This window comes from Mesorhizobium sp. M1342 (assembly GCF_040317955.1).
Taxonomy (GTDB): Bacteria; Pseudomonadota; Alphaproteobacteria; order Rhizobiales; family Rhizobiaceae; genus Mesorhizobium.
The window spans coordinates 1-18,517 of record NZ_JAMYLI010000020.1 but is presented as its reverse complement, the minus strand read 5'-3'; the positions used below and the strand labels follow the sequence as shown (position 1 = coordinate 18,517).

At 63.8% G+C, this 18,517-nt stretch carries 15 protein-coding genes; 12 read left to right on the top strand and 3 right to left on the bottom strand.

Going from position 1 to position 18,517, the window contains the following annotated elements; all coding sequences use genetic code 11:
- Positions 1-134: 134 nt before the first annotated feature.
- On the bottom strand, positions 135-1,736 hold the full coding sequence (locus tag NKH06_RS20855) for a 5-guanidino-2-oxopentanoate decarboxylase (protein WP_352893821.1): 1,602 nt from the start codon (positions 1,734-1,736) through the stop codon (positions 135-137).
- Positions 1,733-2,581, bottom strand: coding sequence for a dimethylarginine dimethylaminohydrolase family protein (locus NKH06_RS20850; protein WP_128302804.1), 849 nt, complete (start codon positions 2,579-2,581; stop codon positions 1,733-1,735). The genes NKH06_RS20855 and NKH06_RS20850 overlap by 4 nt, the downstream gene beginning before the upstream one ends.
- Before the next feature lie 244 nt (positions 2,582-2,825).
- On the opposite strand from NKH06_RS20850, the gene NKH06_RS20845 reads away from it, so the two are divergent.
- The 8 genes from NKH06_RS20845 to NKH06_RS20810 all read left to right on the top strand — a co-directional run bounded on the left by NKH06_RS20845 (position 2,826) and on the right by NKH06_RS20810 (position 9,554).
- Positions 2,826-3,641, top strand: a complete 816-nt coding sequence (locus tag NKH06_RS20845) for an ABC transporter ATP-binding protein (protein WP_023811512.1) — start codon at positions 2,826-2,828, stop codon at positions 3,639-3,641.
- A 54-nt stretch (positions 3,642-3,695) separates the two neighbouring features.
- A complete protein-coding gene (locus NKH06_RS20840) occupies positions 3,696-4,496 on the top strand; it encodes a transporter substrate-binding domain-containing protein (protein WP_023811511.1) in 801 nt (266 codons plus the stop codon).
- A gap of 153 nt (positions 4,497-4,649) precedes the next feature.
- Positions 4,650-5,363, top strand: a complete 714-nt coding sequence (locus NKH06_RS20835; RefSeq protein WP_206516821.1) for an ABC transporter permease — start codon at positions 4,650-4,652, stop codon at positions 5,361-5,363.
- Positions 5,363-6,172, top strand: coding sequence for an ABC transporter permease (locus tag NKH06_RS20830; protein ID WP_023811509.1), 810 nt, complete (start codon positions 5,363-5,365; stop codon positions 6,170-6,172). The genes NKH06_RS20835 and NKH06_RS20830 overlap by 1 nt, the downstream gene beginning before the upstream one ends.
- A 139-nt stretch (positions 6,173-6,311) precedes the next feature.
- A complete protein-coding gene (locus tag NKH06_RS20825) occupies positions 6,312-7,313 on the top strand; it encodes an Ldh family oxidoreductase (RefSeq protein ID WP_352893899.1) in 1,002 nt (333 codons plus the stop codon).
- A 240-nt stretch (positions 7,314-7,553) separates the two neighbouring features.
- The gene (locus NKH06_RS20820) at positions 7,554-7,835 is read left to right on the top strand and encodes a hypothetical protein (RefSeq protein ID WP_023811506.1); all 282 of its coding nucleotides are present in this window, start codon (positions 7,554-7,556) and stop codon (positions 7,833-7,835) included.
- Positions 7,836-8,030: 195 nt separating this feature from the next.
- Complete coding sequence (locus tag NKH06_RS20815) at positions 8,031-8,483, top strand: DoxX family protein (protein WP_023811505.1); 453 nt, start codon at positions 8,031-8,033, stop codon at positions 8,481-8,483.
- 93 nt (positions 8,484-8,576) lie between these two features.
- Positions 8,577-9,554: a complex I NDUFA9 subunit family protein gene (locus tag NKH06_RS20810; protein ID WP_023811504.1), complete on the top strand. Its 978-nt coding sequence runs from the start codon at positions 8,577-8,579 to the stop codon at positions 9,552-9,554.
- 28 nt (positions 9,555-9,582) lie between these two features.
- On the opposite strand, the gene NKH06_RS20805 is transcribed toward NKH06_RS20810, so the two are convergent.
- Positions 9,583-10,950 carry a cytochrome P450 gene (locus NKH06_RS20805; protein ID WP_352611584.1) on the bottom strand — a complete coding sequence of 456 codons (1,368 nt, stop codon included), beginning with the start codon at positions 10,948-10,950 and terminating at the stop codon, positions 9,583-9,585.
- A gap of 177 nt (positions 10,951-11,127) precedes the next feature.
- Here NKH06_RS20805 and NKH06_RS20800 point away from each other — a divergent pair, with 177 nt between their 5' ends.
- The 4 genes from NKH06_RS20800 (at position 11,128) to NKH06_RS20785 (ending at position 18,190) form a co-directional block, all read left to right on the top strand.
- The gene (locus tag NKH06_RS20800; RefSeq protein WP_023811502.1) at positions 11,128-11,697 is read left to right on the top strand and encodes an NADPH-dependent FMN reductase; all 570 of its coding nucleotides are present in this window, start codon (positions 11,128-11,130) and stop codon (positions 11,695-11,697) included.
- A gap of 91 nt (positions 11,698-11,788) precedes the next feature.
- Entirely contained in the window at positions 11,789-14,407 is a 2,619-nt protein-coding gene (locus tag NKH06_RS20795; protein ID WP_352893818.1) for a caspase family protein, read from the top strand.
- A 161-nt stretch (positions 14,408-14,568) separates the two neighbouring features.
- Positions 14,569-17,040 carry a DNA topoisomerase (ATP-hydrolyzing) subunit B gene (gene gyrB / locus NKH06_RS20790; RefSeq protein WP_023811500.1) on the top strand — a complete coding sequence of 824 codons (2,472 nt, stop codon included), beginning with the start codon at positions 14,569-14,571 and terminating at the stop codon, positions 17,038-17,040.
- A 232-nt stretch (positions 17,041-17,272) separates the two neighbouring features.
- The gene (locus tag NKH06_RS20785) at positions 17,273-18,190 is read left to right on the top strand and encodes a hypothetical protein (RefSeq protein WP_352893817.1); all 918 of its coding nucleotides are present in this window, start codon (positions 17,273-17,275) and stop codon (positions 18,188-18,190) included.
- Positions 18,191-18,517: the final 327 nt, after the last annotated feature.

Genomic DNA, 18,517 nt, shown 5'->3' with positions numbered 1-18,517 from the left:
GCGAAGCGTCGCGCCTTTTGCGCCATCACTCAATTGACATCTCGACATGGCAGTTGTCGCGTCTTTGCATGCGTCCGCCCACCGGCCGGCCGTGGTTCAGGGCCGTCGAGACGGGAAATACGTAGCACCGTCCTTCAGTCAACCGTGATTTCGATGACGCGCGGCAGTCCGGTGGCCCGGGCGCGCTTCAACGCGTCCGCGAGAGCGTCGATATCGGCAAGCCGTTCGGCGCCGATGCCATAGGCCTCGGCCAGCTTGCAGAAATCCGGCGGCGCCGGTGATACGCCGACCGGCTCGACACCGACATCGAGCATCGAGGTTTCGATCTCGCGGTAGCCTCTGTTGTTCCAGACGACGAAGATGACCGGTACCCGCGCATCGAGCGCGGCGCCCATTTCCGGCAGCGTGAACTGGAAGCCGCCGTCACCCGTGAGGCAAACGACCGGCGCATCGGGTATCGCAAGGGCCGCGCCAATCGCCGCCGGTGGGCCATAGCCAAGCGCGCCGAAACCGGTGGCGGCATTGAACCAGCCGCCTGGCCGGTCATGGTCGTAATAGAGGTTGGCCGCATAGATCGGCTGCGTCGAATCGCCGACGATGAGCGCACCCGGCAAAGCGTCGCGGATCATCTCGACGGCGCGCACCTGCCCCTGCAGTGTCGAATTGAGCTCGGCAAAGGCTGCTTTTCGTGTAGCAGCGGCGCGCGACGAACCGCCCTCGCTTGCCCGGACATGTCCCGTTTCCAGAAGCAGCGCTTCGAGCGCCTCGGCGCAATCGGCCTGGATCGAAACGGTTGCCGGGCGGCGGGCAATCTGGTCCGCGCCGATATCGATGCGGATCAGATTGGCGGGCAGGACGAAGCCGCCATCGCTGTAGCCGTCATAGTCGGTCGGGCCGAATTCGGTGCCGGCGGCAATGACCAGATCGGCTTCGGCCATCAGCGCCCGTACTGTCTTCAGGCTGGGACTGGCCGGCACGCAAAGCGGATGCCCATGCAGCAGGCCGCGCGCATTGGTGGTCTGGACGACCGGCGCTCCCAGCCGCTCGGCCAGACGCCGCAATGGCGCCCCGGCGCGTTTGGCGCCGCCGCCGACCAGGATCAGCGGGCGGCGCGCGGCAGCGATGAGTTTGGCCGCGCTGGCAATTGCGGCACCTTCCGGCGCGGGTGGCGTCACATTGCTCAGCATGGCAGCGATGCCATCCGCCGGCTTGACCATGACGTCGGTCGGGATCTCGATATGCACCGGGCCGGGCCGGGCCAATGAAAACAGGGCGAAGGCCTGCGCCAGAGCAGCGGGCAATTCGCTGGCCTCGGTGACGCGCTTCGAAAACAGCGCCACCTTCTCCATCATGCCGCGCTGATCCGGCAGTTCATGCAGATGGCCGAGGCCCTTGCCCAGCGTCGGCATGGCGTTGACGCCGGATATGACCAGCATCGGCACCGAATCAGCGCGTGCCTGCCCCATGGCGGTGATGGTGTTGGTCAGCCCCGGTCCGGTGATGACGAAGGCGACGCCCGGCCTGCCGCTGGCGCGCGCATAGCCATCGGCCATGAAGCCGGCGCCCTGTTCGTGACGCGGCGTGACGTGGCGGATCTTCGAGCGCGCCAGCCCGCGGTAGAGCTCGACCGTGTGGACGCCCGGAATCCCGAACACCGTGTCGACGCCATGCGCTTCGAGCAGCGAAATCAACGCCTCCCCGACCGTCGTCCCAGTGGTGGCCCCAGTGGCGATCATTGGCGCAGCACCGGTCGCGTCAGGCAGGTCGGACCGCCCTCGCAGGCGATGCAGAGCGCATCCGCATCGAAGGTGGCGACCGTGCAGCCGGCCGCTTCCATGGCGGCCGCCGTCCTGGGAAAGCCGGCAACGGCAATGATCTGGCGCGGCGCGGTCGGCAGCACATTGAGACTGAGCCCGCTGGAGGCGAAGAACTCGTCGGCATCGCCCTCGACCAGCTTGATGCCGCGCGCCCGCAGCATCTGGTAGAAGGCGGCCGGCAGCAAGGGCGCATAGACCAGCGCCAGATCGTCGGCGAGCGGGCTGATCACCGACATCAGATGCAGGCAGGCTTCCTCGCCGTGCCAGAGCGGCAGATCGAAACCGAAGACCGAAATGCCCTTAGGCGAGAGCAGGTTCGAAAGCTGCTGGATGCCGTCCTGGTTGGTGCGTACGCCACGACCGACGGCCAGCGTGGTTGCGTCGACCCAGACACAGTCGCCGCCTTCCACCTGGCCCGGATCGTCGATCCGGCCGAGAATGGGGATCCCCATGCGCTTGTAAGCTGCCTCGTGCAGACCGGGCTCGGCACGGCGCAGCGCCTTGCCCATCGAAAGGATAATCGCGCCATGATCGGTCATCAGCGACGGATCATGGGTGAAGACGGAATCGGCCAGCCCGTCATCGGCGTCCGTCAGCCATTCGATCTCGGCGCCGGAAGCCGCGACCATGCTGGTCAACTGCTCATGCTGGGCCGCCGCCTTCTGCGGATCGAACCCCGGACCATAGTGCCATTCCTGTGCCCTGGCATGACGCATGGCGCTCGTGGCGGACCGCATCAACACGCGTTTCAGGGGTCCGGCCATGGACTGCGACCCGTATGATTTGCCCACTAAATTCTCCCTGAACGTCGGTTGGCGCCACTAACCACTACAGCAAGCTGTGATCAATAGTCCAAAAACCATGGTTGACGGAGGCAAGCGGAACGGTCCATCCTGAGCATGGGAACTCTGTCCAGTGACGGGTAATGGGTAAAAGATACCAGCAGCGACGAGCTCGAACGCTCCGCGGAGCGTGGAAGGAATGACGGCCATAAGCGCCGCATCCGGGATGACAGCGCAAAGCGCCGCACCCGCATTGAAACATACGGCGCAGGACGGCGCCGCCGAAGCCATCCATGTCGAGAACCTGCACAAGAGATTCGGTGAGCTGCATGTGCTGAAGGGCGTCTCGCTGTCGGCGCGCGACGGCGAGGTCATCGCCATCATCGGCGGCTCGGGCTCAGGCAAATCGACCCTGCTGCGCTGCATCAACTGCCTGGAAAACCCCACCAGCGGCATCATCCGCGTCAATGGCGAGGAGATCAAGCTCAAGGCCGACAGCCATGGCCACACGGTCCCGGCCGACCGCAAGCAGATCGAGCGCATCCGCTCCAAGCTCGGCATGGTGTTCCAGAACTTCAACCTGTGGAGCCACATGACGCTGATCGAAAACGTCATCGAGGTTCCCGTACATGTGCTTGGCATCAAGCGCGATGTGGCGATCGGCGAGGCCGAGAAACTGCTCGCCCGTGTCGGTCTGGCCGAAAAGCGCGACGTCTATCCGGCCTATCTGTCGGGCGGCCAGCAGCAGCGCGCGGCGATCGCCCGGGCGCTGGCCATCAATCCGCGCGTCATGCTGTTCGACGAGCCCACCTCCGCACTCGATCCCGAGCTGGTCGGTGAGGTGCTGAAGGTGATCGGCGACCTGGCGCGCGAAGGCCGCACCATGGTGCTGGTCACCCACGAGATGAAGTTCGCCCGCGAGGTCGCGACGCATGTCGTCTATCTCTACAATGGATTGGTCGAGGAAGAAGGCCCGCCGGAGCAGATCTTCGGCGCGCCCAAATCCGAAAGGCTGAAGCAGTTCATCCGCAACATCGGCTAGGACAGGCCGGGACGGAAGAAAACCGGGAACCAACAACAAACTGGGAGTCGTGACATGAAGACTGTTCTGAAAACATTCGCCGCAGCGCTGCTGCTCGGCGTCGCCGCCATGGGCGTGGCCAAGGCCGATCCGGTCAAGATCGGCGTCGCCGCCGAGCCTTATCCGCCCTTCACCTCGCCCGATGCTTCGGGCAAGTGGGTCGGTTGGGAGATCGACTTCATCGATGCCGTCTGCGCCGAGGAGAAGCTCGATTGCGTCATTACCCCGGTCGCCTGGGACGGCATCATCCCGGCACTGACGACCAAGAAGATCGACCTCATCGTCTCCTCGATGTCGATCACCGCCGAACGCGCGAAGACGATCGATTTCTCGGACAAGTACTATAACACGCCGACCGCGATCATCGGCCCCAAGGACCAGAAATTCGGCTCCGCCCCGGACGACCTCAAGGGCAAGATCGTCGGCGTGCAGGTTTCGACGGTGCACGCTGTCTACGCCAAGAAGCACTTTGGCAGCACAGCCTCGGAGATCAAGGAATACCAGACCCAGGACGAGGCCAACAACGATCTGGCCGCCGGCCGCCTCGATGCGGTCCAGGCCGATTCCATCGCGCTTGGCGAGTTCCTGAAATCCGACCAGGGCAAGGCCTGCTGCGACTTGAAGGGGATGGTCGCTCCTGACGACGAAGTGCTCGGACCGGGCGTCGGGGCCGGCGTGCGCAAGGAAGACACCGAACTGAAGGGCAAAATCAACGCCGGCATCAAGGCGATCCGCGCCAACGGCAAATATGACGAGATCTCGAAGAAATACTTCGATTTCGACATTTACGGCGGTGGCGGCGCACAGTCGAACTGACGATCCTCGTATGAGCAGGGGGCATGGCGCCAGCACCATGCCCCCTGCTCGATCTTTCCCAGGCATGTTTGCCGCCGACGCAGCCGTCGGCGGTTGGCCAGCACTTCGGGGGCGACGCTGATCGACGCACTTCTTTCGGCCTCCGCGGCCGGCATCACCGAGCTTCTCTCGCCCTACCCGCCAGGCTGGGGCGGGACGCTTCTGGTCGGGCTGCTGCATTCGATCGAGATCGCGCTGGGCGCCACGTGCCTCGGCCTTCTGATCGGCACCGGCGGCGCCTATGGCAAACTTTATGGCGGGCCGGTGGTGCGCGATCTCCTGGCGGTCTACACCACCATCGTGCGCGCGGTGCCCGAACTGGTGCTGATCCTGCTGCTCTATTACGCCGGAACCGACCTGATCAATCAGGCGCTGACGGCCATGGGCTATCAGCGCGTCGACGTGAGTGGCCTTGCCGCCGGCATCGCCGTGCTCGGCTTCGTCCAGGGCGCCTATTCGACCGAGGTGATACGCGGCGCGATTCTGGCCATTCCGCAGGGCCAGATCGAAGCCGCGCGCGCCTATGGAATGTCTCCCGGCCTGCTGCTGCGGCGCATCACCTTGCCGTCAATGCTGCCCTTCGCCATACCGGGCCTCGCCAATCTCTGGCTGATCGCCACCAAGGACACCGCGCTATTGGCGGTCGTCGGTTTCTACGAGCTGGCGCTGGCGACGCGGCAGGCGGCGGGTGTCACCAAAGCCTATTTCACCTTCTTTTTCGCGGCGGGCGTGCTTTATCTGCTTTTGTCGCTGTTCTCCAACCTCGTCATCGGCCGTGTCGAGACCTGGTCGCGGCGCGGCATGCCTTCGCTCAAGGAGGCGCGCTGATGGCCAACGAGGCTGCCATCATCAACGTCGTCGCGCGAACGTCGCTGTGGCTGCAGCCGCACCGCATCGTGCTGATCCTGATCGCACTCGGCCTGGTTCTGTCGGCCGCCTTTTTCATGCGCTGGGACTGGCTGCCGCAATATTATGAAATGGGCTTGATCGGCATCTGGCGGTCGCTGTGGATCCTGGCCGTCACCTGCGTCCTGGGCTTCCTGCTGGCCGTGCCGCTAGGGCTGGCGCAAGCCGCCGGCTCATTCTGGTTCGCCGCGCCCGCCAAGGTGTTCTGCACGGTGATCCGGGGCACGCCGCTGCTGATCCAGCTATGGCTGCTTTATTACGGCCTGGGCTCGCTGTTCCCGCAATATCCTTGGATCCGCGAATCCTGGATGTGGCCATATCTGCGGCAAGCCTGGCCCTATGGCGTGCTGGCGTTGACCCTGTCGTTCGCCGGCTATGAGGGCGAGGTGATGCGCGGCGCCTTTGCGGGCGTGCCGAAGGGGCAACTCGAAGCCGCCCGCGCGTTCGGCATGAGCCGCTGGAAGGCGTTCCGGCGCATCTGGCTGCCGCAAGCCATCTATCGGGCGTTGCCGACGCTGACCGGGGAGACCGTGCTGCAGTTGAAATCGACGCCGCTGGTGGCGACGATCAGCGTCATCGACATCTTCGCCGTTTCGTCCAAGGTGCGGCAGGACACCTATCTCACCTATGAACCCCTGCTGCTGCTGGCGCTGATCTACATGATGATCACCGGTATTCTGGTCTTTGCGTTCAGCAGGATAGAAGCGCGGATCCCCAACAAGATTGGTTAGAGGGGAGTAGGGGAGTAGGGGAGTAGGGGAGTATCCGGCTACTATCCACATTCACATTTCCATCCCCATTCGCTATTCACTGCTCACTGTCCCCTACTCCCGTACTCCCCTATTCCCTTACTCCCCTAGGACGGCCATGATGCAACTCAGTCTCGACCAGGCAAAAGGACTGTGCCGGATGGCGGCACTTGGCGCCGGCGCCAATGAGGAAGCGGCACAATCGCTCGCTGCTTCGATCATATCAGCCGAGGCCGAAGGGCTTTCCTCGGTCGGTCTGTCGCATTTCATCGACTATCTTGAGGCGCTGGAAGCCGGACGCATCGACGGCAATGCCGATCCGGTGATCACCCGGCCGGCGCTTGCGGTCTATCTCTCCGATGCACGCGGCGGGCTGGCGCATACCGGCTTCGACCGCACCATCGACGACCTCGCCAAGGCGGCAAAGCTGTTCGGTGTCGCCATCTTCTCGCAGAAGAACGCCTATACATGCGGCGCGCTCGGCTATTTCACCGGAAGGCTGGCAGCACTTGGACTGGTGTCGTTCGCCGCCACCAACGGCCCGGCCGTGCTTGCCGGCTCGGGCTCGGTCAAGCCGGTCTATTGCACCAACCCGATGTCGTTTGCCGCACCCGCCGCCGACGGCGCGCCGCTGGTCATCGACCAGTCGTCAAGCGCCACCGCCTTCGTCAACATCCGCAAAGCGGCCGAAGAGGGCAAGACAATCCCGGAAGGCTGGGCGCTGGACGCCAGCGGCAACCCGACCACCGATCCGGCCGCCGCCATCAAGGGCGCCATGCTTGCCTTCGGCGGCCAGCGCGGTGCCAACATCGCGTTGATGGTCGAAGTGCTGGCAGCCGGCCTGTCAGGCGCCAACTGGTCGCTCGACGCGCCATGGTTCAGCGGCGGGCCGGACAGTCCCGGCACCGGCCTGTTCGTGCTTGCCGTCGAGCCCAAGCTGCTCGATCCGGATTTCGAGCAGCGGATGAAGGACCAACTCGACCGGCTGCGGCGGCGCTTCGGCGTGCACGTGCCGGGCCGCGCCCGTGCAGAGGCGGCAGAGAAGGCGCAAGCGCGGGGCATCACCGCATCCAAGGCGGTGGTGCAGCGCATTTCCGAATTCGCCGCACGCTACTCTTCCTGAATAATAATTAAATATCAATTGGTTATCTGAAATCAGCCCGCCCCAGGCGCGGTGCGGTGCGATTTTCTTTGCGCGCCGCTGAACCTTTCCGCGCCTTGCTGCGACACAGCTTTGTCCAGGGCAAGGCGAGCTTGCCCGATCCACACCGGGGGAAGCACCAAACCGAAATCGAAAGCCTGCATCACGCGATGGCCGGTCCTTCGCGCCTCGGAAACTCAACCCAAATCAAAGGAAATTGTCATGACCAACACCAAGATCACCATGCTGACCGCCGTCCTTCTGCTCGGCTCGTTCATGGGTGCCACACAGGCAGCCACCTTGAAGGCCGCGCCGGCCAAGCCGTCCAGCCCGGGTGTCATCACTGCCCCGAGCGGCGGGGCCACCGAAGATCACTACTGCAAGAACGGCCATGCAAAATTCGCCAATTGCAGCGCCGATTTCGTCGCCGCCTGCAAGAAGGTTGGTGGCACCATGTCGGATGTTCAGGGCTGGGGTGGGCGTACTTGCTTCACGCCCTCCTGATACCGTCTCAGGTCAGGCCGCTCCGTCGGCCCCTGACTTCACATGGACGTCGCCCGGAAAACCCCGCTTCTGCGGGGTTTTCTGCGTTTGGCCGCGCAATGTTAAAACATTCGTAGTTTGGTCAACTTTTGTTTATTTGACTTCGTCCGACCTGATCGGCCGTTTGCGCTGATCAAGCAAAACAGAGGAGCTACAATGTCGGCAAGCACGGACAATCCCCGCAACGCCCTTATCATTCCGGCCCTTGGCAGGGTTTACGCCGCTCTGCACGATGGTGCCGAAACGGTTCTTCGCGTCGTCGCCGGTGGGTTTCTAGCCATCCACGGTTCGCAGAAGATCACCAATCCTTTCGGCGCCGCCGAGATGGTCGAGGGTCTCGGCTTTTATCCGGGTGCGTTGTGGTCCTTGCTTTTGGCCTGCACTGAATTCTTCGGCGGCATCTTCATCGCCATCGGGTTTTTGACGCGGCCGGCCGCCTTTGCCGGCCTGTTCGTGCTGCTGGTCACGGTCTGGTTCCACTGGGTTACGATGGACCAGGGTTATTCGGGCGCGGAGAAGTCGCTGCTGTGGGCGGCGATCCTGCTCTTCTTCGTCATTCGCGGCGGCAACCGCCATTCGGTCGACGCCCGTATCGGCAAAGCGTTCTGACAGGCTGATAGCGACGACGCGTCGCCCTTTGCCTTTGGCACGAAACGGATTATGAAACGGCTTCAGCCAAGCTTGCGAGCGCCGGAGCCAGCCATGACCGAAATCCTGCAGACCCCAAAGCTCGTCGTCGTCTTTGGCGGGTCAGGCTTTGTCGGGCGCCATGTCGTGCGTGCGCTGGCCAAGCGCGGCTATCGCATCCGGGTCGCCTGCCGGCGGCCCGATCTTGCCGGCCATTTGCAGCCGCTTGGCAATGTCGGCCAGATCCAGCCGGTCCAGGCCAATGTGCGCGTGCGTTGGTCGGTAGACCGCGCCGTGCAAGGCGCCGACCATGTCGTCAATCTGGTCGCCATCCTGCATGAGAGCGGCCGGCAGAAATTCTCCGCCGTGCACGAATTCGGCGCCCGCGCAGTGGCCGAGGCCGCGCGCTCGGTCGGCGCCGGCCTGACCCACATTTCTGCGCTTGGCGCCGATCTGGACTCCGAATCGGACTACGCGCGCACCAAGGCGCTTGGCGAAAAGGCTGTGCTGGAGACGATCAAGGACGCCGTGATCTTCCGGCCGTCGATCAATTTCGGACCCGAAGACGGCTTCTTCAATCGCTTCGCCAACATGGCGCGCTATTCGCCGGTGCTGCCGCTGATCGGCGGCGGCCAGACCAAGTTCCAGCCGGTCTATGTCGGCGACGTTGCCGAAGCGGTGGCGCGCTCGGTCGACGGCAAGGTGGATGGCGGCCATATCTATGAACTCGGCGGGCCGAAGGTGCTCACCTTCAAGGAATGCATGGAAGAGCTGCTCGAGGTGATCGAGCGCAAGCGCCTGCTGGTGCCGGTGCCGTGGTGGGTGGCCAACATCCAGGCCTCGATCCTCGGCCTCTTGCCCAATCCGCTGCTGACCAAGGACCAGGTGATGCAGCTGCGCGAACACAACATCGTTTCGGACGCGGCCGCCAAGGCCAACCGGACGCTTGCGGGGCTCGGCATCCAGCCGCAATCGATCGCGACGATCCTGCCCAGCTATCTCTGGCGCTACCGCGCCGCCGGCCAGTTCCAGCAGCGCAAGCCTGCAGCATAGTCGTTACAGCTACCTGAAGGGGTCACGCCTATCTTGGCGTCACCCGCATCGGCAGACCGCCTTGTGGCTGCGTGGTGAGTTTCTGCACCGGCCAAGGCTTGGTTTCGGCGGTGGTGTCGAAGCGGAAGCGCGACAGCATGATCGCCAGCGCGATGATCGCCTCCTGCATGGCGAAGCTGGCGCCGATGCAGACGCGAGGACCGGCGCCAAACGGCAGATACTGGAAGCGGTCGATCTTTTCGCGATTTCCCGGGTGGAAGCGCTCCGGCAGGAAGGCATCCGGCCGGTCCCAAAGCTTCCTGTGGCGATGCACGACCCATGGCATCACCAGCACGGCGGCATGCTTGGGGATATGAAGATCCTTCCACATTTCCGGTTCGATCGGCTCGCGGTTGATCGACGGCGCCGGCGGATAGAGCCGGAGCGCCTCGTCGAAGGCGGCGCGGGTGAACGGCATGGCATCGAGCCATTTCGTCGGATCGGGCTCGCGCGCCAGCACCTGGTCAATCTCCTGCTCGACCCGGTTGCGCTCCCACGGTGATTCCGCCAGGCAATACAGCGTCCAGCCCAAAGCCCGCGCGGTCGTCTCATGGCCGGCGCCGATGAAGGTGATGATGTTGTCCTCGACCTCGGCCCGCGTCAGTCCGTCGGGGCCCTCGGCCTTGAGCAACAGCGTCAGGAAATCCTGCGGCACGGCACCTGGATCGCGCTTGAATTTCCCTTCGCGCATCTTGACCGTGTCGGTGACGATCTTGCGGAAATAGGCCATGGTCTTGCGGCCACGGATGCGGGTCAGCCTCGGCAGCCAGTCGGGCGCGCGCAACAGATCGAGCGGGTCGACGCGTCCCATGGTCTCGAACAGGCGGTCGATCTCGTTGGCGAAACTGCCGGGCTCGCCAGCGATCTCGCCGGAAAACAGCGTCTCGGCCAGGATGTCGTAAGTGAGCAGCGTCATGTCATGAGCGATGTCGGACGTGCCGCCGTCTTCATAGCGGGTGACGAAGTCCAGCGTGCGTCTCAGCATCGGCTGGGCGAAGCCGAAGATGTGGCGCGGCGTGAACACCGGCGCCATCGCCTTGCGCGACCGCTTCCAGACCTCGCCCTCGGCGGTCAGCAGGCCGTCGCGCAGGATCGGCCGCAGGATCTTCTGGCGCACCGTCGCCATCTTGTAGTTCCTGGCGTTGTCGACCAGCACATGGCGGATCAGGCCGGGATCGTTGGCGACGATCAGATGTCCGCCAACGCCATTGGCCGAAATCCAAGGCTCGTTGTAGGTGTGTTCACCCCACAATTCGAGCGGGTTGCGGTAGACGATGCGGATCATCTCCAGCGTCGAGGGCGGCGTCGTGCGCGGCTTCGGCGCCGGGGGAATGAAGGGGGCGGGCTGGATGTCCATGCTGTGCTCCGCTGATGACCCAATGTAGTGGGCCGCAAAGCAGGCGTCCATGTGACCGTACGGCAAGGCCCTGCTCTCCGGAACGTGACCGGTTACCGTGAGGTGCCTTCTTGTTGCCCCGAGCGGCATGCCCTAGGTGGCAGTCACCAATGGATACCGCTATCGCAGGAGCCCAGCTTGAAGCACCAGTTGAACATCATCATCGGCAGCACGCGGCCAGGCCGCGCAGGGCCGGTTTTTGCCAAGTGGCTGGAGACGTTCGCGCGCGAGCATGGAAAATTCGAGCCGGTACTGACCGACATCGACACGTTCAAGCTTCCGGTGCTGGACGAACCGCACCATCCAAGACTCGGCAATTACCAGAACGACCATACCAAGGCCTGGTCGAAAGCGATCGATGCCGCCGATGCCTTCGTCTTCGTGGCGCCGGAATACAATTATTTCGTGGCGCCGGCGATCGTCAACGCGATCGATTATCTCTCGCGTGAATGGAAGTACAAGCCTGCCGCCATTTTCAGCTATGGCGGCGTCTCCGGCGGCCTGCGCGCGGCGCAAGCGCTGAAGCCGCTGCTGACCTCGGTGGGTGTCATGCCGATCTCGGAAGGCGTCGCCCTGCCGATGTATCAGAAACTGCTCGACGAGAACGGCGCTTTCAACGCCGGCGAACAGGTGCAGGGCGGAGCCAAAACCATGCTCGACGAGCTGTTGCGCTGGAGCGAGGCTTTGAAGCCTATGCGGGCTGCCTGAAAACGCTGGTCTTCCGCAAAAAGCCCGGCTTGCTCATGGCATAAAGAGGTGGAATGTTCGCGCAAAGGGACAAGCCGGGGGGCGGTTCGACTTGCGTTTGCTTTTTGCCTTGCTGCTGATGCTCATGACCACCGCCACCGCGGCGGCTGAGCGGCGCGTGGCCTTGATCATCGCCGACGACGACTACCGCCTGATCCGGCCGCTTGCCAACCCGGTTCATGACGGCGAGGCGATGGGAGCGGTGCTGAAGAAGCTCGGCTTCGAGGTCGTCCTCGAAACCAACCGCGACCTGCGGCGCATGCGCCGCGCGCTCGACGATTTTCGCCAGGATGCCAAAGGCGCCGACGTGGCGCTGGTCTATTTCTCCGGCCACGGCGTCGAAATCTCTGGCGACAACCGGCTGCTCCCGGTCGATGCCGACGCCTCCTCGCTCGATGCGCTGGAGAAGACCAGCCTGCCGCTGGAGGAGGTGCGCGACAGCGTGGCGGCCACCGCCAAGATCGGCCTGATCATGCTCGATGCCTGCCGCAGCGATCCCTTCTCGGGAAGCAGCGGCGAAGGGCGCGGCGCGATCTCGCTGGCCAAGGATGTCGCCGACAAGGTGAAGCCGGGTCTCGGCCGGACTGGCCGCGCCGAAAACATCCTGTTCGCTTTCTCGGCAGCACCCGGCGAGACGGCGGCCGACGGAACCGGCCAGAACTCGCCATTCACCACGGCGCTGACCAAATATCTCGGCACCAGCGGGCTCGAAATCCGCTCGGTGCTGACGCTGGTACAGCAGGAGGTCTACGATTTGTCGCGAGGCAAACAGCTGCCTTACGTCGAGAGCGGCCTGCCGAAGCTGTTCTTTGCCGCGGCCGCCAAGGAACAATTGCCGGAGCGCGAGCGCCTGCTGCTTGCCATGGCCGACGTAACGCCGGAAATGCGCGGTGAGGTCGAGCAGGTTGCCAGCGATGCCGGCATGCCGCTGGCGCCTCTCTACGGCGTGCTGATCAGTTCCGACGCCAGCCACCTTTCGGCGGACAGCCTGAATGCCCGGTTGCGCGAGGCGGCGGACGCCTTCGTCAAGGTGCGCGGCGAAATGAGGACGCTGGCCTCCGATGATCCGCAGGTGACGGAGCTGCGCCGGCAGGCCGAGGAGCAGCTTTCGCTCGGCGCCTTCGATGGGGCTCGCGCCATCCTCGCAAAGGCCGCCGACATCGACAATGTTTCGCGCAACGCCTTGAAGGCCAATTTCGTCGGCCGCACGCTGTCCGAGGCGGCGACGCGTTTCCTGTCCGGCGGTGCGGCGCGCGCCGACCTCGACTACGCCACGGCCATCAACGATTATGAATCGGTCCTGGCTCTTTACCGCGAGGCCGGGCAGACCGATCTGACCCTGGACCAGGCCGACCGCCAGATCCGCACGCTGGACGAACTCGGCAAGCTCTACACCCTTGTCGGCAACACCGATGCGGCAGGCCGCGCCTTTGCAGCGCTGATATCCAATCTCGAGCTGCGTTCGGCCCGGGAAACCGACCCGAGCGTCAAGCGCGATTTTGCCGTCAGCCACATCAAGCTCGGCAACGTCAAGCTGGCGCAAGGGGACCTGCCGGAAGCGCTGGAAAACTATCGGACCGCCAGAACCATGCTCAGGGATTTGACCGCTGCCGAACCCGATCGGCTGCCATGGTTCGGGGACTTCGCCATGGTCGACGACAAGATCGGCAACGTGCTGGTGACGCAAGGCGATCTGGCCAGCGCCGCACAAGTCTACCAGGAAAGCCTGTCGATCAAGAAGCAACTTGCCGATAATGAACCGGAGCGCGCCGAGCTGCAGCGCGACCTGACCATCACCTATGACGAGATCGGCGGCCTTGCCCGGGTCATGGGGCGACTTGACAACGCCCAGATGGCCTACGAGGAGAGCCTGAAGGTCCGATTGGCGCTGGCCGAGAAGAAGCCGCGGGACGCCGAGCGGCAACGCGATGTCTCCGTCAGCCATGATACGATCGGCGACCTCAAGCGCGAGCGCGGCGATGCGGCGGGCGCACTCGCGTCCTATAAAGCGGGCCATGCGATCGTCGAACAATTGGTGGGCCGCGACCCCGACAACAGTGAGCTGAAGCGCGACCTGTCGGTCGGCAACGCAAAGATCGGCAATGCGCTGAGCGATCAAGAGGACTGGCCGGCAGCCCTCGCCGCCTACAGGCAAGCCCTCTCGATAGCCGGCGTGCTGGCGGCCAGTGACCCTGCCAACGCCGACTGGCAACGCGACCTCTCGGTCAGCTTGGAAAAAGTAGCGGGCATTCGGGCGATACAGGGCGACCGCGCTGGAGCGCTCAAGGCCTATACAGACAGTTTCGCCATCGCCGACCGGCTGGCCAAGCTCGACCCTGCCAATGCCGACTGGCAACGCGACCTGTCGATCACTCTGTCCGAGATCGGCATGCTCAAGGCCAAGCATCGCGACGTCAAAGGCGCGCGGCAGGCTTTCCAGGACAGTCTCGACATCCGCCAGCAGCTCGCCCGGTCCGACCCAAACAACGCCACCTGGCAGCGCGACCTGGTGGTGGCCATGATCGACTACGCTCAGGTCGCCAAGAACCCCAAGGCCGTGCTTTCCCAGGCGCTGGACATGACGCTGGAGCTCGACCGCAGCGGGCGGCTGGCGCCGCGATATAAGTTCATGATCAAGTTTCTCAGGGACCGGCTGGCCAAAGTGAAATAGGGCCTGACGGGAGGCTGTCATGGACAGCCGGCTCATTCCCCGTGAAATGCCTGCAAACCTTGGAAAAACCGCCTTTTGCGCCTATATCTAGTGCATATCAGAGGCGCGATTCGAAGCGGGTTTTTCGCGCCGTGCAAGCGGCATCCAGACAACAGGTTTTCATGAGCGATCAGATCGACAACAACAACGGCGCTGAAGCCGAATACGGCGCCGATTCCATCAAGGTTTTGAAGGGGTTGGATGCTGTCCGCAAACGCCCCGGAATGTATATCGGCGATACCGACGACGGTTCGGGCCTGCATCACATGGTCTATGAAGTGGTCGACAACGCCATCGACGAGGCGCTGGCCGGTCACGCCGATCTCGTCACCGTGACGCTCAACCCCGATGGTTCGGTCACCGTGATCGACAATGGCCGCGGAATTCCAACCGATATCCACACCGGAGAAGGCATTTCGGCGGCCGAAGTGATCATGACGCAGCTGCATGCCGGCGGCAAGTTCGACCAGAATTCCTACAAGGTCTCGGGCGGCCTGCATGGCGTCGGCGTCTCGGTGGTCAACGCGCTGTCGGCGTGGCTGAAGCTGAAAATCCGCCGCAACGGCCAGATCTTCGAGATGAGTTTCACGCATGGCAATGCCGACGCGCCGCTGAAGGCCACCGGCAGCTATGAGCAGGACAAGCAGCCGGGCACCTATGAGGGCCGCAGCGGCAGCCAGATCACCTTCTTCCCGTCGGCCGAGACCTTCACCATGGTCGAGTTCGACTTCGGCACGCTGGAACACCGGCTGCGCGAGCTTGCCTTCCTCAATTCCGGCGTGCGCATCATTTTGACCGATGCCCGTCACGCCGATGTCGTGCGCCATGAACTGCACTATGACGGAGGCCTCGAAGAATTCGTCAAATATCTCGATCGGGTCAAGAAACCGCTGATCGACAAGCCGATCGCCATCAAGGCGGAGCGCGACGGGATCACCGTCGAAGTGGCGATGTGGTGGAACGACAGCTACCACGAGAACGTGCTGGCCTTCACCAACAACATCCCGCAGCGCGATGGCGGCACGCATCTGGCCGGCTTTCGCGGCGCGCTGACGCGCCAGATCACCGGCTATGGCGAATCGTCGGGCCTGACCAAGAAGGAAAAGGTCTCGCTGATCGGCGACGATTGCCGCGAAGGCCTGACGGCGGTGCTTTCAGTCAAGGTTCCAGATCCGAAATTCTCCTCGCAGACCAAGGACAAGCTGGTCTCGTCGGAGGTCCGTCCTGTCGTCGAAGGCCTGGTCAACGAAGCGCTCGGCACCTGGCTTGAAGAACATCCGAGCGAAGGCAAGGTGGTCGTCGACAAGGTGATCCAGGCCGCGGCGGCGCGTGAAGCGGCGCGCAAGGCGCGCGATATCACCCGCAAGAGCTCGCTCGGCGTCACTTCCCTGCCCGGCAAGCTGGCCGACTGCCAGGAACGCGACCCGGCGAAGTCCGAAATCTTCATCGTCGAGGGTGACTCCGCCGGCGGCTCGGCCAAGGGCGGCCGTTCGCGCCAGAATCAGGCCATTCTTCCGCTGCGCGGCAAGATCCTCAATGTCGAGCGGGCCCGCTTCGACCGCATGCTCGGCTCCGACATGATCGGCACGTTGATCACGGCGCTCGGGACCTCGATCGGCAAGGACGAGTTCAACGCCGACAAGCTGCGCTACCACAAGATCATCCTGATGACCGACGCCGATGTCGACGGCGCCCATATCAGAACCTTGCTGCTGACCTTCTTTTTCCGGCAGATGCCGGAGCTGATCGAGCGCGGCCATCTCTACATCGCCCAGCCGCCGCTCTACAAAGTGACGCGCGGCAAGAGCTCGCAATACATCAAGGACGAGAGCGCGTTCGAGGAGTTCCTGATCGGCTCGGGACTGGAGGAAGCATCGCTTACCCTCGGCTCGGGCGAGGTTCGCATCGGACAGGACCTGCGCGGAGCCATCGACGACGCGCTGGCGGTGCGCCAGCTGATCAACGGCCTGCACACGCGCTACAACAGAGGCGTGGTCGAGCAGGCGGCGATCGCCGGCGGGCTCAACCCGGACGTGTTCACCGATCTCGGCCGCGCCAACGACATGGCGGAGCGGATTGCAAAACGCCTCGACATCATCGCCGAGGACACCGAGCGCGGCTGGACCGGCCGCATGTCGACCTCGAATGAAGGCGTCGGCGGCTATGTGTTCGAGCGCACGGTGCGCAGCGTCAAGGAATACGCGCATCTCGACCTGGCGCTGATCAATTCGGCCGACGCACGCCAGCTCGACCGCTACGCACAGCGCCTCAGCGAGGTCTACGGGTCGCCGCCGGTGCTGCGCCGCAAGGATGTCTCCGAAACCATCTCGGGGCCGCTGGCGATGCTCAACGCGGTCTTTGCGACCGGCCGCAAGGGCCTGACGATGCAACGCTACAAGGGTCTCGGCGAGATGAACGCCGAACAGCTGTGGGAAACCACGCTCGATCCGAACGTGCGCTCGCTGCTGCAAGTCAAGGTCAATGACGCGACCGATGCGGATTCGCTGTTTTCGCGGCTGATGGGCGATGAGGTCGAACCCAGGCGCGAGTTCATCCAGGACAACGCGCTGTCGGTCGCCAATCTGGACATCTGATCTGGACATCAAATCTGAATTGGCGCGCTGCGGCGCGCCAATGTTCCGCTGGCGGCAAGAAAATCATTTTACAACGCGCCGGAACGGAAGTTCCCTTGGAACATTGTGACAACATCGATTCACAATATTCTAACAGGAGGCCTCCATGGGACGTGGCATTTTGCTCTGGTTGCTCGGCATTCCGATTCCGATCATCATTCTGATCATGCTGTTCGTACGATAGGGGGCTTCCATGCAGTCCACCCTGTCGGCGGCCGATGTTTCCGCCTCAACCGAGTCCTCCTCCACCGCCGTCAGCTGGGGACCGATCATCGCCGGAGCCTTCGCGGCCTCGACATTGACCCTCATCCTCATGCTGCTCGGTTCGGGGCTGGGATTGACCATGGTGTCGCCATGGTCGGGATCGGGCGCATCTGTCACCACTTTCGCGGCGTCCGCCGCGATCTGGCTTGTCATCGTGCAATGGCTGTCCTCCGGCGTCGGCGGCTATCTTGCCGGACGCCTGCGCACCAAATGGGTCGGCATCCACACCGATGAAGTCTATTTCCGGGACACCGCACACGGCTTTCTTGCCTGGGCGCTGGCCACGTTGCTCGTCGTCGGCGTGCTTGGCTCCGCGCTTTCCGCTGCGATAGGCTCAGGCGTGCAGGCGGTGTCCACCATCGCGTCTGGCGCGGCCATGGGCGCATCGGCGGGGGCTTCGGCCAATGCCGGCAGCACATCGGCCGACAATGCGACCTCCTACCTGGTGGATTCGCTGTTCCGTCCGGCCGATCCGGGCAGGCTGGCTGCCGCCAATCCGGACAGCGATGCGGCTGCGACCGGGCAGGCCTCGCGCATCCTGATCGCCGGTGCAGCGGCAGGCGAGGTTTCCGCAGACGACAAAACGTATCTGTCGCAACTCGTCGCCGCCCGCACCGGTCTTTCGGAAGCAGATGCCAAGGCGCGGGTGGATGCGATCATCGCCAGGGCTCAGGACGCCAAAGTCAAGGCGCAGCAGGCCGCCGACACCGCCAGGAAGGCCAGTGCGACGTTTGCCCTGCTTGGTGCGCTCTCGCTGGCCATCGGCGCCTTTATCGCCAGTGCCGCCGCAGCCCTCGGAGGCAGGCAGCGCGACGATGAGGAAGCGGTTTTTCTCACCAGCCGCTGAACTGCACTTGCAAGGCGAGTCCACTCCGGACCGCCCGGAGTGGACATTGCTCTGAATTGTCATGCGGCGCTGCCTCGGCCGCGTTCGCTGAAATCTGTTCCTATTTTCGGGCAGGAATCGTCGGCGTTTCCGCTTGGCTCGGCTCCAGTTTGCGACCGAGGTCGACAGCGTCGCGCAGCACGGCAAGATGCGAGCGCGGCCGATCGTTGGGGGGCCGCCCCGAACACCGCCGCCCCCACACCCCAGAAAACCGGGGGGGGTGACCCAAGGCCCGCCGCAACCCGATAGGCCGTGTGGTATTAAAAAAAACCCCACCCCCCGCCCAAA